14 protein-coding genes are annotated in these 13,708 nt (G+C 67.6%); 7 read left to right on the top strand and 7 right to left on the bottom strand.

The window, feature by feature from the left end; translation table 11 throughout:
• The first annotated feature begins 32 nt into the window (after positions 1 to 32).
• The 6 genes from DIE03_RS11635 to DIE03_RS11610 all read left to right on the top strand — a co-directional run bounded on the left by DIE03_RS11635 (position 33) and on the right by DIE03_RS11610 (position 5,864).
• Complete coding sequence (locus DIE03_RS11635) at positions 33 to 812, top strand: TatD family hydrolase (protein WP_124450366.1); 780 nt, start codon at positions 33 to 35, stop codon at positions 810 to 812.
• Between the two features lie 45 nt (positions 813 to 857).
• Entirely contained in the window at positions 858 to 1,568 is a 711-nt protein-coding gene (locus DIE03_RS11630; RefSeq protein ID WP_124450364.1) for an ankyrin repeat domain-containing protein, read from the top strand.
• A gap of 120 nt (positions 1,569 to 1,688) precedes the next feature.
• Positions 1,689 to 2,045: a Rap1a/Tai family immunity protein gene (locus DIE03_RS11625; protein WP_006485939.1), complete on the top strand. Its 357-nt coding sequence runs from the start codon at positions 1,689 to 1,691 to the stop codon at positions 2,043 to 2,045.
• Positions 2,046 to 2,134: 89 nt separating this feature from the next.
• Positions 2,135 to 3,307: a mechanosensitive ion channel family protein gene (locus DIE03_RS11620; RefSeq protein WP_124450363.1), complete on the top strand. Its 1,173-nt coding sequence runs from the start codon at positions 2,135 to 2,137 to the stop codon at positions 3,305 to 3,307.
• 37 nt (positions 3,308 to 3,344) lie between these two features.
• Entirely contained in the window at positions 3,345 to 4,520 is a 1,176-nt protein-coding gene (locus tag DIE03_RS11615) for an AAA family ATPase (protein ID WP_124450361.1), read from the top strand.
• Between the two features lie 279 nt (positions 4,521 to 4,799).
• Positions 4,800 to 5,864 carry a glycosyltransferase family 4 protein gene (locus DIE03_RS11610; RefSeq protein ID WP_124450358.1) on the top strand — a complete coding sequence of 355 codons (1,065 nt, stop codon included), beginning with the start codon at positions 4,800 to 4,802 and terminating at the stop codon, positions 5,862 to 5,864.
• Positions 5,865 to 5,969: 105 nt separating this feature from the next.
• Here DIE03_RS11610 and DIE03_RS11605 read toward each other — a convergent pair whose 3' ends face one another.
• The 3 genes from DIE03_RS11605 to DIE03_RS11595 form a co-directional block, all read right to left on the bottom strand.
• A complete protein-coding gene (locus DIE03_RS11605) occupies positions 5,970 to 6,557 on the bottom strand; it encodes a YSC84-related protein (protein WP_059233959.1) in 588 nt (195 codons plus the stop codon).
• Positions 6,558 to 6,801: 244 nt separating this feature from the next.
• Positions 6,802 to 7,251: a hypothetical protein gene (locus DIE03_RS11600; protein ID WP_124450356.1), complete on the bottom strand. Its 450-nt coding sequence runs from the start codon at positions 7,249 to 7,251 to the stop codon at positions 6,802 to 6,804.
• A 260-nt stretch (positions 7,252 to 7,511) separates the two neighbouring features.
• A complete protein-coding gene (locus DIE03_RS11595; protein ID WP_034181226.1) occupies positions 7,512 to 7,802 on the bottom strand; it encodes a PsiF family protein in 291 nt (96 codons plus the stop codon).
• A gap of 271 nt (positions 7,803 to 8,073) precedes the next feature.
• On the opposite strand from DIE03_RS11595, the gene DIE03_RS11590 reads away from it, so the two are divergent.
• The gene (locus DIE03_RS11590; protein WP_124450354.1) at positions 8,074 to 9,096 is read left to right on the top strand and encodes an asparaginase; all 1,023 of its coding nucleotides are present in this window, start codon (positions 8,074 to 8,076) and stop codon (positions 9,094 to 9,096) included.
• Positions 9,097 to 9,188: 92 nt separating this feature from the next.
• On the opposite strand, the gene lysM is transcribed toward DIE03_RS11590, so the two are convergent.
• From lysM to gcl, 4 genes are all read right to left on the bottom strand, one after another.
• Positions 9,189 to 9,659: a peptidoglycan-binding protein LysM gene (gene lysM, locus DIE03_RS11585; protein ID WP_124450352.1), complete on the bottom strand. Its 471-nt coding sequence runs from the start codon at positions 9,657 to 9,659 to the stop codon at positions 9,189 to 9,191.
• Between the two features lie 459 nt (positions 9,660 to 10,118).
• Positions 10,119 to 11,012, bottom strand: coding sequence for a 2-hydroxy-3-oxopropionate reductase (locus tag DIE03_RS11580; RefSeq protein ID WP_124450349.1), 894 nt, complete (start codon positions 11,010 to 11,012; stop codon positions 10,119 to 10,121).
• A 41-nt stretch (positions 11,013 to 11,053) separates the two neighbouring features.
• Positions 11,054 to 11,863, bottom strand: coding sequence for a hydroxypyruvate isomerase (gene hyi / locus DIE03_RS11575; RefSeq protein ID WP_124450347.1), 810 nt, complete (start codon positions 11,861 to 11,863; stop codon positions 11,054 to 11,056).
• Positions 11,864 to 11,906: 43 nt separating this feature from the next.
• On the bottom strand, positions 11,907 to 13,682 hold the full coding sequence (gene gcl, locus DIE03_RS11570; RefSeq protein WP_124450345.1) for a glyoxylate carboligase: 1,776 nt from the start codon (positions 13,680 to 13,682) through the stop codon (positions 11,907 to 11,909).
• Between the last annotated feature and the right edge of the window lie 26 nt (positions 13,683 to 13,708).

Genomic DNA, 13,708 nt, shown 5'->3' with positions numbered 1-13,708 from the left:
TGAGCGCGCGTCTTACGTATTCAGGAAACACGATGTTCGTCGACTCTCACTGCCACATCAATTTCAAGGGCCTGGCCGACCGCCTGCCGGCCGTTCTCGAGAACATGCGCGAGCATGACGTCACGCACGCGCTGTGCGTGTCCGTCGATTTCGAGACGCTGCCCGACGTGCTCGCGATCGCCGAAGCGCACGACAACGTCTACGCGTCGGTCGGCGTGCATCCCGATCACGAGGACGCGCGCGAGCCGACGCTCGCGGAGCTCGTCGAGCTGGCCGCGCACCCGAAGGTCGTCGCGATCGGCGAAACGGGCCTCGACTACTACCGCCTCGAAGGCCGCTCGATCGACGACATGGAGTGGCAGCGCGAGCGCTTTCGCACGCACATCCGCGCGGCGACCGCGACGATGAAGCCGCTGATCATTCATACGCGCTCGTCGTCGGAAGACACGCTGCGGATCATGGCCGAGGAGCGCGCGCACGTGCCGGGCGGCGTGATGCACTGCTTCACCGAGCCGTGGTCGGTCGCCGAGCAGGCGCTCGCGCAGAACTTCCATATCTCGCTGTCGGGCATCGTCACGTTCAAGAACGCGACCGACGTGCAGGACGTCGCGCGGCGCGTGCCGCTCGAGCGGCTGCTGATCGAGACCGACTCGCCGTACCTCGCGCCGGTGCCGTATCGCGGCAAGCCGAATGAACCTGCGTACGTCAGCCATGTCGGACGCTTTATCGCATCCGAACGCGGTGTCGCCGTCGAGGCGCTCGCCGATGCGACGACGCAGAACTTTTTCCGGCTGTTCAAGATCGCCCGCTAACGACGGGCGCGCAGCCGACACAACCCAGGGAAGGAGCCCACAACAATGACGAAGCCGACCAATCATCTGCCCAAACGCGCACTCGCCGCCGCCGTGCTGGTCGCGAGCGGCCTGTTCGCCGCTGCCGGCGCACACGCCGAGTCGCTCGACGCGATCGTCAAGGCCGTCAAGTTCGACGACATCGCCGACATCGGCAAGCAGCTCAAGAGCGGCAAGCTCGACCCGAACACGCTCGCGCCGAACGGCGATCCGATCCTGGTGATCGCCGCGCGCGAGAAATCGGACAAGGTCGCGGCCGCGATCGCGACGACGCCGAACGTCGACCTCGAGAAGGAAGACAAGGCCGGCGAGAACGCGCTGATGCTCGCGTCGCTGAACGGCGACGTCGGCCTCGCGAAGCTGCTGATCGACAAGGGCGCGGAAGTCAGCAAGAAAGGCTGGGCGCCGCTGCACTACGCGGCGACCAACGGCCAGGACGCGGTCGTCAAGCTGCTGCTCGACCACGACGCTTATATCGATACCGCGTCGCCGAACGGCACGACCCCGCTGATGATGGCCGCGCGCGGCAACCATGCGTCGACGGTCACGCTGCTGCTCGACCAGGGCGCCGATCCGCAGGTGAAGAACCAGCTCGGCATCACCGCGCTCGAGTTCGCGAAGCACTACAACGCGCCGGACGCGATCGAGATCCTGAGCAAGCGGACGACGCGCATCGGTGCAGCGACGCCGGCAGATGCGCAAAAGAGTGCAAAATGACGGTTTTCGGTGCGGCGCACGGTGCGCCCGCCCGGCCGGACTCCGGCCGGAGCAGGGAGCCTGGCGCCGCGCTGGCCAAGGCAGCAGGCGGTCTCGGGCCGCATTGACATAAGGAACACCATGTTGCGCGCAATGTTTTGTGCCGCGGCGTTTGCCGTGCCGTTGTCGGCGGCGGCTTTCACGGGCGCGGATCTCGACCGGCTGTGCGCGAAGACGGACGTCAAGTCGCGGGCGTCGTGCGCGGCCTATATCGAAGGCGCCGCCGACGGCGTCTACAACACGATCGACGCGATCGGCGGCACCACGGGGCCGCGTGTCGGCCAGTATTTCTGCCTGCCGCCCGACATCCGGGCGCAGCAGATGACCGACGCGGTGCGCAAGTACATCGCGGAAAATCCGAAGCTCGCCGACTACAACGCGAGCACCGCGGTGTCGCTCGGTCTCGGCAAGGCGTTTCCGTGCAGGAGTGGCAACTGACCTGACGCCGTGTCCGGCCGCGTGCGCGGCCCGGACGTCGCCGACGCATCCAGGACGAGGCGCGTGCGCCTCATCACCCAAGGGCGCCGATGATTTCAATCGAGGAACTGCAGCACATCGCCGATGCGCCGTTGCATTCGTGGCTCGGCACGCTGGCCGTGTCGGTCATCGTCGTACTGGTCGTCACGATCGTGCACCGTCTCGGCGCACGCATCGTCAAGCGCATCGCGCAGCCATATCCGCTGATGAGCGCGATCCTGCGCTACATCGACAAGCCGTCGCTCGTCGTACTCGCGCTGCTGGCGCTCGAATTCCTGTGGGTCCAGGCGGACGACGGCATGTCGTTCGTGGGCGGCATGCGCACCGCGGCCGCGGTCGGCTCGATCGTATCGCTCACGTGGCTGCTGGTGCGGCTCGCGGCCGGCGTCGGCGACGCGATCATCCAGGCCCATCCGATCGATACGGCCGACAATCTCCAGGCGCGGCGCATCCATACGCAGGCCAAGGTGCTCGTGCGGACCGTGATGGTGCTGATCGTGATCATCGGCACCGGCGCCGCGCTGATGACGTTCCCGAACGTGCGCCAGGTGGGCGCGAGCCTGCTGGCGTCGGCCGGCGTCGCGGGGCTGGTTGCCGGTATCGCCGCGCGGCCGGTGCTCGGCAACCTGATCGCCGGGCTGCAGATCGCGCTCACGCAGCCGATCCGGCTCGACGACGTGGTCGTGATCCAGGGCGAGTGGGGGCGCATCGAGGAAATCACCGGGTCGTTCGTGTCGGTGCGGCTGTGGGACCAGCGGCGCCTCGTCGTGCCGCTGCAATGGATCATCGAGAACCCGTTCACGAACTGGACGCGCAGCAGCTCGGAGATCATCGGCTCCGTCTACCTGTCGGTCGACTACCGCACGCCGCTCGCGCCGCTGCGCGAGGAGCTCGCGCGGCTCGTCCATGCGGCGCCCGAGTGGGACGGCCGCGTGCAGGTGCTGCAGGTGACCGACGCGACCGAGCGCTCGATGCAGTTGCGCGCGCTCGTCAGCGCGGCCGATTCGTCGTCGTGCTGGGATCTGCGCTGCCGCGTGCGCGAAGGGTTGATCGCGTACCTGCAGGACCGCTATCCGCAATGCCTGCCGCGCAGCCGGATGGAGCTGTATCCGCACGAATCGGCGCCGGACGCGCCGAATCCCGAACGGCCGCACGCGCGGGCGCCAGCCGCCAGCACCGCGGCCAACACTGCAGCCGATCCGCAGGCCGTCGAAGGCCGCTGAACGCGGCCCGGTGCCCGTCATTCCCCTCTCCGTTCCCATGACCGCGCTGAAGACGCTCGCCATCGCCAATTACCGCTCGCTGCGCGAGCTGACCGTGCCGCTCGCGGCGCTCAACGTCGTCACGGGGCCGAACGGCAGCGGCAAGTCGAGCGTATATCGCGCGCTGCGCTTGCTCGCCGACACCGCGCAGGGCCGCGTGATCCCGTCGCTCGCCCGCGAAGGCGGGTTGCCGTCGACGCTGTGGGCCGGCCCTGAACGCTTCTCGCGCGCGATGCTGGCCGGCGATGCGCCGGTCACGGGCACGGTGCGCAACGGCCCCGTGAGCCTGAAGCTCGGCTTCGCGTGCGACGATTTTGGCTATTCGATCGATCTCGGCCTGCCGGTCCCGAGCGGTTCGCAGTTCGCGCTCGACCCGGTGGTCAAGCGCGAATGCATCTGGGGCGGTGCGTTGCTGCGCCCGTCGACGCTGCTGGTCGACCGGCAGGGCGCGCAGATCCGCGCACGCACGGCGTCGGGCGACTGGCGGACGATTCCGCAGCCGGTCGCGAGCTTCGACAGCATGATGACCGAGTTCGCCGATCCGACCGGCGCACCCGAGATGATCGCGGTGCGCGAGCGGATCCGCTCGTGGCGCTTCTACGACCATTTCCGCACCGACGCGCAGGCGCCGGCGCGGCAGTCGCACATTGGCACCCATACGCCGGTGCTCGCGGACGATGGCGCCGACCTGGCCGCCGCGCTGCAGACGATCCGCGAAATCGGCGACGGGGCGGCACTCGATGCGGCGATCGACGACGCGTTTCCCGGCGCGTCGGTCGAGATCAACAACCCGGGCGGCCGTGGCCGTTTCGACGTGCTGATGCGCCAGCCGGGGCTGCTGCGGCCGCTGGCGGCGGCCGAGCTGTCCGACGGCACGCTGCGCTACCTGCTGCTCGCGGCCGCGCTGCTGACGCCGCGGCCGCCTGCGCTGATGGTGCTGAACGAACCGGAGACGAGCCTGCATCCCGATCTGCTGCCGGCGCTCGGCCGCCTGATCGCGCAGGCGGCGCGGCGTTCGCAGGTGCTCGTCGTGTCGCACGCGGCGCGGCTCATCGCGACGCTCGAGCGCGAGGCCGGCTGCGAATCGCTGGTGCTCGACAAGCAGCTCGGCGCGACCGCGCTCGTCGATGCCGACACGCGCGACCTGCCGGCCTGGAAGTGGCCGTCGCGTTGACGCGCCGGGCAGCGCGTGCGTCCGTCTGTATCGTCAAAAGGGGGCGGATCGACCCGGCCACGCCCGACGCGGGCCGGCTGGCGCGGCGAACGGAATGTATCCTGCCTGTAACAACGCCCATAAAATGCAAGACGGGCGGTTCCGGGCACCGGGATCGCGAATAATGACGGGATATCCGGCCGGCGCCTTGCCGGCCAGCGCTGCATGGGGAGGGCGCGCGCAATGGCGCAATCGCCCGCCGGCCGTGCCGCGAGGGACAGGACACAGGAGACGTGGACCATGAGAATTGCGCAGATCGCCCCGCTGACCGAATCCGTGCCGCCGAAGCTGTACGGCGGCACCGAGCGCGTCGTGTCCTACATCACCGAGGCGCTCGTCGAGCTCGGCCATGACGTGACGCTGTTCGCGAGCGGCGACTCGACGACGCGGGCGAAGCTCGAGCCCGTCTGGCCGCGCGCGCTGCGGCTCGATTCGTCGATCCGCGACCGCGTCGCCCCGCACATGCTGCTGATGGAGACGGTCGCGCGCCGCGCGAAGGATTTCGACGTGCTCCATTTCCACATGGACTACTACTCGTTCTCGGTCTTCAACCGGCAGGAAACGCCGTACGTGACGACGCTGCACGGCCGGCTCGACCTGCCCGAGCAGCAGCCGGTGTTCGACACGTTCAACACGGCGCCGGTGATCTCGATTTCGAACTCGCAGCGCCAGCCGCTGCCCCAGGCGAAATGGCTGACGACCGTCTATCACGGGCTGCCCGACACGCTGTACATGCCGCAACCCGTCGAGCCGCGCTATCTCGCGTTCCTCGGCCGTATCTCGCCGGAGAAGCGCGTCGACACCGCGATCCGCATCGCGCGCCAGTGCGGGCTGCCGATCCGGATCGCCGCGAAGATCGACGCGGCCGACCAGGAGTACTTCGACCGCGAGATCAAGCCGCTCTTCGCGCTGCCGCACGTCGAATTCATCGGCGAGATCGCCGATCACCAGAAGGCAGAGTTCCTGTCGGGCGCGCATGCGCTGCTGTTTCCGATCGACTGGCCGGAGCCGTTCGGCCTCGTGATGATCGAGGCGATGTCGTGCGGCACGCCGGTGATCGCGTTCAATCGCGGCGCGGTGCCTGAAGTGGTGGACGAGGGCGTGTCGGGGTTCATCGTCGAGGATGAAATCAGCGCGGTCGCGGCCGTGAACCGGCTGCACCTGCTGCCGCGTGCGCGCGTGCGGCAGCGCTTCGAGGAGCGCTTCACGTCGCGCCGGATGGCGCAGCAGTACGTCGACGTCTACCAGTCGGTGATCCGCGCGCAGAAGCGCTCGCGCTTCAAGGTGATCGACTCGACGACCTGAGCCTCCCGACGCAGCACGCGGACGGATAAAAAAACGGCGATGCCCGCAAGGACATCGCCGTTTGCGCATGGCCCGTGCGCGGCGCGCACGGGCCATGCGTCAGCGTCAGATCTTGAGCTTCGTGACCTTCGTGCCGTTGATCGACACGTCGCCCATCAGTCCCGCGTTCGTCAGCACGACGACCTGGACCGGCGCGGTGGCCGTGGTCGTGTCGACCGCGCCGTTCGCGCCCATCTTCACGAGCGCGACCGATGCGCCGGCGCCGGCTGCCCAGCCGTCCGAGCCGCGGAATTCGTCGAGCGCTTCCTGCGTCATGAACAGGAACACGATCGCCTTCGACTGCGCACCGGCCTGCAGGCCGACCGACAGCGACGACGTGTTGTAGTAGCCGACCGTGCTGCCGCCGACGCGCAGCGCGCCGTTGCCGGACTGGCCGCCGACGATGAAGCCGGCCTGGATCACTTCCGGGAACACCAGCACGCCGCGCGACTTCGCGACGAGTTCGCGCGAACCCTTGACCGTGGAGTACATGCGCGACAGCGTGGCGTCGACGCTCGCGTCGATCGACTGACGCTTCGACGCGTTGGTCGCGGCGTTGTCCGGCTTGTCCGGAGTGGTGGTGCAACCGGTGAGCGCGAGGCTACCGACGATGAGCGCCGCGGCGGCTTTCAGCACGAGATTCCGTTTTTGCATCGTTCTTCTCCATCGGATGATGTTCGGAGTGAGTCTCGCTCAGGGAGCGGATCACGTCGGCAGTTATATCACAGCGGATTACAGCCTCTTTTCGTCGGCGCGTGAAAAAGCGTCAAATCGCTCGGGGGTGTCGCGGCGCGCCAACGGACGAAACGGCGCCGGCGCGTGGGGTGCGTCCGCGCGTGGTCGGTGCGCGGCGCGCTGGACGGTCGGTCGGGAGGGCGGCAGGCGTCGGCGGCGCACGTCAGTGCGTGACCGGCGGTACGGGCGGCTTGATCGGCGGGCGGCGCAGCGCGCGACGGATCAGCGCGATCACGACGCCGCACGCGAACAGGAACACGGCCGGGACGACCCAGTAGCCGACGAACGCGTGCCACAGATAGCCGGCGAGCGTATTGCGGCGCACCACGTATTCGTCGCGGGCCGCCTGCTGGCGCGGTGCGTTGGCAGCGAGCACGTCGGCCGGGCAGCCGGCCGCGCGCGCCTCGTCAGGATCCCCGTGGCACTTCGCGGCCACGCCGGCGGCCTGCTGCGCGTCGGTGAGCTGCCAGGTGGTCAGCGCGAGTTGCAGGTCCGCCTTGTTGTAGGCCATTTCCTCGCGGATCTCGCGGACGGCGACGATCGCGACGGGCACGGCCCAGAACACGATCACGATCAGCCAGCGGCGGAACCAGCGGTGTTGTCTCCATGCCATCCAAGCCTCCGTTTGACGCGCGCGTGCGCGTCCGTCTCGAGGGCGGCCCGATGGCGCTTCTTGGTCTTGGATGGGCCGCGTTGCAGCCATCATAGAAGAAAACGCGGCGAATTGCCGCACCATGTGGCAGCGGGCCGGAAAAGCGGGGCGGGAAGGGGGAAATCAGGCGGGCAACACGTGTGTCGATGCGCGTGCAACGAAAACGAAAATGCCGCGCCCGCCGAAGCGGTGCACGGCATTCGATACGGGAGCGCCGGAACTCAGGCGGCCGGCTGACTGCTCAGGCAGCTCTTCATGAACGCCTTGCGGTCGTCGCCCTTCTTGCCGGTGGCCTGCGTGTTGCACGCCTTCATCTTTTCCTGCTGCGTCATCGCCTTCGCGGGCTTCGCCGACAGGCAGTCCTTCATGAACGCCTTGCGTTCGTCGCCCGTCTTGCCGGCTGCCTGGGTGTTGCAGGCCTTCATCTTGTCCTGCTGGCTGTTCGCCGCGAATGCGGGGGAAGCCAGCATGCCGCCGAGAAGCACTGCGGCTACGAGCGATTGGATTTTCATTTCGACACTCCCATGGGGTGAATTGCGTGTTATCGCCGCCGTCACGAAGCACGCCGCGCTGCGGATAGGGTCGCATCGCACCGTGCGTTCCGATTATGGCAAATCAATGTGAAAACACCAAAACGGCACTTTCTATAACGTTGCGGACGCCATGGCCGTTGACGGCGCGCGCGTTCCGGAGATCGGGACAAACCATGACGCGCGGCCGCCGGCACCGGCCGCTTAGCCGGAACCTGCCGGAACCCGGCCGCGAGCCATTACAATCGCGGCCATGAATACACAGAACTCCGCATCATCTTCGTCCGCGCAGGCACTGCCGCGCATCGCCGTGCTCGCCACCGGCGGCACGATCGCCGGTGCCGCGCCCGACGCGGCCAGCACGGCCGGCTACCAGGCCGGCGCGCTTGGCGTCAATTTCCTGGTCGACGCGGTGCCGGCGCTCGCGTCGGTCGCGCGCATCGATGCCGAACAGGTCGCCAGCATCGACAGCAAGGATCTCGCGCTGCCGCTGTGGAACACGCTTGCCGCGCGTATCGCCGCGCTGATGGCCGATCCGACGGTCGACGGCATCGTGATCACGCACGGCACCGACACGCTCGAGGAAACCGCGTACGCGCTGCATCTGGTCGTGACAGGCGACAAGCCGGTCGTGCTGACGGCCGCGATGCGGCCGGCGACCGCGCTGTCGTCCGACGGCCCGCTGAACCTGCTGAACGCAGTGACGGTGGCCGGCCATCCGGCCGCGCGCGGGCAGGGTGTGCTGATCGCGTTCAACAACCGGATCCACGGCGCGCGCGACGTCGTGAAGACGAGCACCTATGCGGTCGACGCATTCCAGTCGCCGGAGCTCGGCGCGCTCGGCTGGGTGCAGGACGGCCGCGTCGAATTCGCGCGCCGCGCCACGCGTTCGCGCGACACGCAACTGGCGATCGCCGCGGCCTGGCCGCCCGTCGAAGTCGTCACGAGCTATGCGGGCGTGACGCGCACGGCCGTCGACGCGCTGGTTGCCGCCGGCGTGCGCGGCCTCGTCGTCGCGGGCACCGGCAACGGGTCGATCCATGCGACGCTGCAGGCGGCGCTCGCCGATGCGGCGAACGCGGGCGTGGCGGTGGTCCGGGCGTCGCGTGTCGGGTCGGGGCATGTGATGCGCAACGGCGCCGCGAACGACGACGCGCTCGGTTTCGTCAGCGCAGGCTCGCTGAATCCGTTCAAGGCGCGCGTGCTGCTGATGCTCGCGCTCGCGAACGGCATTCACGATCGCGACGCGCTGCAGCACGCGTTCGATACGCTGTAGCCGGTACGCGCCGCTCGGGCGGCGCGCGGCGCCCAATGAAAAAGGCAGGCCATGTCGGCCTGCCTTTTTTGCGTCGGTCGGAGCGGAAATGCTCAGGACTGCGGCGGAATCACGAGCTTCTGGCCCGGATAGATCCGGTCCGGGCTCGACAGCATCGGCTTGTTCGCCTCGAAGATCACCGGATACTTGTTCGCGTCGCCGTAGACTTCCTTGGCGATCGCCGACAGCGTGTCGCCCGATTTCACGTCGTGATACTGCACTTCCGGATCGTCCGGCTGCAGATCGTCGTCGTTGACGCCCGCGACGCCCTGCACGTTGCCGGCCGCGACCTTGACCTTCGCCTTCGTGTCGAGGTCGGCAACGCTGCCCGACAGCGTGACGGTGCGCGACGCGCCGTCGAACGCGACGGTCAGGTTCGACGTGTCGAGACCTTGCGAGTTGATGTAATTCTTGATTGCATCGGCCGCGGTCTGGTTCGCGGCATTCGGATCTTCCGCCGCTTGCGCGTCGGCATGACCCAGCAGTTTTTCACCCGCCTCTTTGATAAACGAAAGAAGACCCATCGCTGCACTCCCTAGGTGGTTGAAAAGAAAACGCGCCGTGAAGTGGCGAAAAAAACACCGCGCTGGGCGCGATCACCGGCGGTGATCGCAAGCGCGGCGGTTTTCTCGAAAGGCGTGGCGAAAGTGTAGGCGTTCAGCGCGACGATTGCATGAAAAATCGCGCGCTCGAACGTAAAGAAATGTAATACGCGAAATCCGACAGGCGGACACCCGACGACGACGTCTGACCGACCAAGGCTTCCCCGGCGCCGCCGGGTGCCGCTGCGGACCCCACCACGCCGCTCTCAGCCCAGAGCGGCGTTTTTCGCCCCGTCCCGCATGCCGTTGGCGATGCGGGGCGGGGCGCCCCACCGTGATGCGCATGTCTTCGCGCATCGATGCGACCGGCCGCAGCCGGGTCGCGCATGTCTGTCGCGCGCCTCCGCCATTGCAGCGGAAACGCGCGTTGCGGCAGTCGCGTTACGCGGCCGGCGTCTGGCCGATCTCGAAGTTCGACATGATCTCGAGCGCACGCACGAGTGCCGAGTGATCCCATGCCTTGCCGCCGTGCGATGCGCACACGCTGAACAGCTGCTGCGCGCTTGCCGTGTGCGGCAGCGCGAGGCCGAGCTTGCGTGCGCCGTCGAGCGCGAGGTTCAGGTCCTTCTGGTGCAGCTCGATGCGGAAGCCCGGATCGAACGTGCGCTTCGTCATCCGCGCGCCGTGCACTTCGAGGATGCGCGACGCGGCGAAGCCGCCCATCAGCGCCTGGCGAACGCGTTCCGGATCGGCGCCCGAGCGTGCGGCGAACAGCAGCGCTTCGCCGACGGCCTCGATGTTCAGCGCGACGATGATCTGGTTCGCGACCTTGCAGGTCTGGCCCGCACCGTTGTCGCCGACGAGCGTGATGTTCTTGCCCATCTTCTCGAACAGCGGCTTCGCGCGCTCGAAGGCCTTCTCCGGGCCGCCGACCATGATCGTCAGCGATGCTTCGCGTGCGCCGACTTCGCCGCCGGACACCGGCGCGTCGAGGTAGTCGCAGCCGAGCGCGTTGATCTGTTTCGCGAATGCCTGCGTGTCGAGCGGCGAGATCGAGCTCATGTCGATCACGACCTTGCCGGCCGTCAGGCCCTTCGCGACGCCGTCGTCGGCGAACAGCACGTTACGCACGTCCGGCGTGTCCGGCACCATCGCGATGATGATGTCCGCGTTCTGCGCGACTTCGGTCGAGTTCGCGACGACCTTCGCGCTCGCGCGCAGGTCGTCGGGAATCGGGAACGCGCCGTTCACGACGAGCTGGTGGTCGCCCTTGAGCAGGTTGCGCGCCATGTGCGCGCCCATGATGCCGAGGCCGATGAAACCGATGGTTGCCATGTGAAAGTCTCCTATAGGGCTGAAAACGGGAAGGGCGCTTCTCAGGCGGCGCGGCGCGCCGAGCCCGGTGCACAGCCGGCCACGCTCTGCAGCCAGCCGAGGCCTTCCGTCGTGGTGGTACGGGGCTTGTATTCGCAGCCGACGTAGCCGGCATAGCCGAGCCGGTCGAGCAGCGCGAACAGGAACGCGTAGTTGATCTCGCCCGTGCCCGGCTCGTTGCGGCCCGGGTTGTCCGCGAGCTGGACGTGGCCGATCGACGCGAGGTTGCGTTCGATCGTCGCGGCCAGTTCGCCTTCCATGCGCTGCATGTGATAGATGTCGTACTGCAGGAACAGGTTGTCCGAGCCGACCGCGCGGATCACGTCGAGCCCTTCCGACGAGCGGTTCAGCGCGAAGCCCGGGATGTCGAAGCGGTTGCACGGCTCGACGAGCAGGCGGATGCCTTCGCGCTTCAGTGCGTCGGCCGCGAAGCGCAGGTTGTCGACGATCGTGACGAACGTCTTGTCGCGCGCCGTGCTGGCCGACGGGATGCCGACGAGGCAGTTCAGCTGCGGCACCTTCAGTGCCTTCGCGTACTCGATCGCACGGCCGACCCCTTCCTGGAATTCGCCGACGCGATCGGGCAGGCACGCGATGCCGCGTTCGCCCTGGTCCCAGTTGCCGGCCGGCAGGTTGTGCAGCACGAGGCGCAGGCGATGCGTCTCGAGCCGCTCGGCGAGTTCCTCTTTCGCGTACGGGTACGGGAACAGGAATTCGACGGCGTCGAAGCCCGCGTCCGCGGCCGCCTTGAAGCGGTCGAGGAACGGCACTTCGTTGAACAGCATGGTCAGGTTTGCAGCAAACTTCGGCATGAGCTAAGCCTCTTCGGTCGGTCAGTCAAAAATGTCGTGCGGTTCAGTCGAGCATCGAGATCGCGGTCGGTGCGTGCTCGGCCTTTTCGGCGAGATCCTCGAATTCGTTGATCGCGTCGATTTCGGTGCCCATCGAGATGTTCGTCACGCGCTCGAGGATCACTTCGACGACCACCGGCACGCTGAACTCTTCCGCGAGCGTTTGCGCCTGGCGCAGCGCCGGCTCGATCTCTTCCGGCTTGAACACGCGCAGCGCCTTGCAGCCGAGGCCTTCCGCGACGGCCACGTGGTCGACGCCATAACCGTTCAGTTCCGGCGCGTTCACGTTGTCGAACGCGAGCTGCACGCAGTAGTCCATGTCGAATGCGCGCTGGGCCTGGCGGATCAGCCCGAGGTACGAGTTGTTCACGACGACGTGCACATACGGCAGCTTGAATTGCGCGCCGGCCGCCAGTTCCTCGATCATGAACTGGAAGTCGTAGTCGCCGGACAGCGCGACGATCGGGCGGCTCGGATCGGCAGCACGCACGCCGAGCGCGGCGGGGATCGTCCAGCCGAGCGGGCCGGCCTGGCCGCAGTTGATCCAGTTGCGTGCCTTGAACACGTGCAGGAACTGCGCGGCGGCGATCTGCGACAGGCCGATCGTGCTGACGTAGCACGTATCGCGGCCGAACACCTTGTTCATCTCTTCGTACACGCGCTGCGGCTTGACCGGCACGTTGTCGAAGTGGGTCTTGCGCTGCAGCGTGCGCTTGCGTGCCTGGCAGTCGGCGACCCACGCGCTGCGGTCCTTCAGCTTGCCGGCGGCCTTCCATTCCTGCGCGACCGCGACGAACAGCTCGAGTGCGGCCTTCGCGTCGGACACGATGCCGAGATCCGGGCCGAACACGCGGCCGATCTGCGTCGGCTCGATGTCGACGTGCACGAACTTGCGGCCCTTCGTGTAGACCTCGACGCTGCCCGTGTGGCGGTTCGCCCAGCGGTTGCCGATGCCGAGCACGAAGTCCGATGCCAGCAGCGTGGCGTTGCCGTAGCGATGCGACGTCTGCAGGCCGACCATGCCGGCCATCAGCGGGTGATCGTCGGCAATCGCGCCCCACGACATCAGCGTCGGGATCACCGGCACGCCGATCGTTTCGGCGAACTCCACGAGCAGGTCTTCGGCCGCTGCGTTGAGCACGCCGCCGCCCGACACGATCAGCGGCTTGTCCGCGTCGTTGAGCATCGCGAGCGCCTTCTCGACCTGCGCGCGGGTGGCCGCGGGCTTGTAGACCGGCAGCGGTTCATACGTGTCGATGTCGAATTCGATTTCGGCGAGCTGCACGTCGATCGGCAGGTCGACCAGCACCGGGCCCGGACGGCCCGAGCGCATCAGGTGGAAGGCCTGCTGGAACACGCGCGGCACGAGCGCCGGTTCGCGCACGGTGACGGCCCACTTCGTGACGGGCTTCGCGATCGACTCGATGTCGACGGCCTGGAAGTCTTCCTTGTACAGGCGGGCGCGCGGTGCCTGGCCCGTGATCGCGAGGATGGGGATCGAGTCGGCGGAAGCGGAGTAGAGACCGGTGATCATGTCGGTGCCGGCGGGGCCCGACGTGCCGATGCACACGCCGATGTTGCCGGGCGCGGCACGCGTGAAGCCTTCGGCCATGTGCGATGCACCTTCGACGTGGCGCGCCAGCACGTGGCTGATGCCGCCCGACTTGCGCATGGCCGAGTAGAACGGGTTGATCGCCGCGCCCGGCACGCCGAACGCGGTCTGGATGCCTTCTTTCTCGAGCACGAGCACTGCTGCGTCGACGGCTCTCATCTTGGCCATGAATGTCTCCTTGAATGTGGCGGATC

Origin of the sequence: Burkholderia sp. Bp8992, assembly GCF_003853705.1 — a bacterium.
GTDB lineage: Bacteria > Pseudomonadota > Gammaproteobacteria > Burkholderiales > Burkholderiaceae > Burkholderia.
The sequence above is the reverse complement of the archived record's forward strand: the minus strand, read 5'-3'. Positions and strand labels throughout refer to the sequence as shown.

Bases quoted from the DNA above. Each gene is read 5' to 3' on its own strand.
- DIE03_RS11600 (WP_124450356.1), bottom strand. From the start codon at position 7,251: ATGGCATGGAGACAACACCGCTGGTTCCGCCGCTGGCTGATCGTGATC.
- DIE03_RS11625 (WP_006485939.1), top strand. From the start codon at position 1,689: ATGTTGCGCGCAATGTTTTGTGCCGCGGCGTTTGCCGTGCCGTTGTCG.
- gcl (WP_124450345.1), bottom strand. From the start codon at position 13,682: ATGGCCAAGATGAGAGCCGTCGACGCAGCAGTGCTCGTGCTCGAGAAA.
- DIE03_RS11605 (WP_059233959.1), bottom strand. From the start codon at position 6,557: ATGCAAAAACGGAATCTCGTGCTGAAAGCCGCCGCGGCGCTCATCGTC.
- DIE03_RS11590 (WP_124450354.1), top strand. From the start codon at position 8,074: ATGAATACACAGAACTCCGCATCATCTTCGTCCGCGCAGGCACTGCCG.
- DIE03_RS11630 (WP_124450364.1), top strand. From the start codon at position 858: ATGACGAAGCCGACCAATCATCTGCCCAAACGCGCACTCGCCGCCGCC.
- DIE03_RS11615 (WP_124450361.1), top strand. From the start codon at position 3,345: ATGACCGCGCTGAAGACGCTCGCCATCGCCAATTACCGCTCGCTGCGC.
- DIE03_RS11635 (WP_124450366.1), top strand. From the start codon at position 33: ATGTTCGTCGACTCTCACTGCCACATCAATTTCAAGGGCCTGGCCGAC.
- DIE03_RS11620 (WP_124450363.1), top strand. From the start codon at position 2,135: ATGATTTCAATCGAGGAACTGCAGCACATCGCCGATGCGCCGTTGCAT.
- DIE03_RS11595 (WP_034181226.1), bottom strand. From the start codon at position 7,802: ATGAAAATCCAATCGCTCGTAGCCGCAGTGCTTCTCGGCGGCATGCTG.
- hyi (WP_124450347.1), bottom strand. From the start codon at position 11,863: ATGCCGAAGTTTGCTGCAAACCTGACCATGCTGTTCAACGAAGTGCCG.
- DIE03_RS11610 (WP_124450358.1), top strand. From the start codon at position 4,800: ATGAGAATTGCGCAGATCGCCCCGCTGACCGAATCCGTGCCGCCGAAG.
- lysM (WP_124450352.1), bottom strand. From the start codon at position 9,659: ATGGGTCTTCTTTCGTTTATCAAAGAGGCGGGTGAAAAACTGCTGGGT.
- DIE03_RS11580 (WP_124450349.1), bottom strand. From the start codon at position 11,012: ATGGCAACCATCGGTTTCATCGGCCTCGGCATCATGGGCGCGCACATG.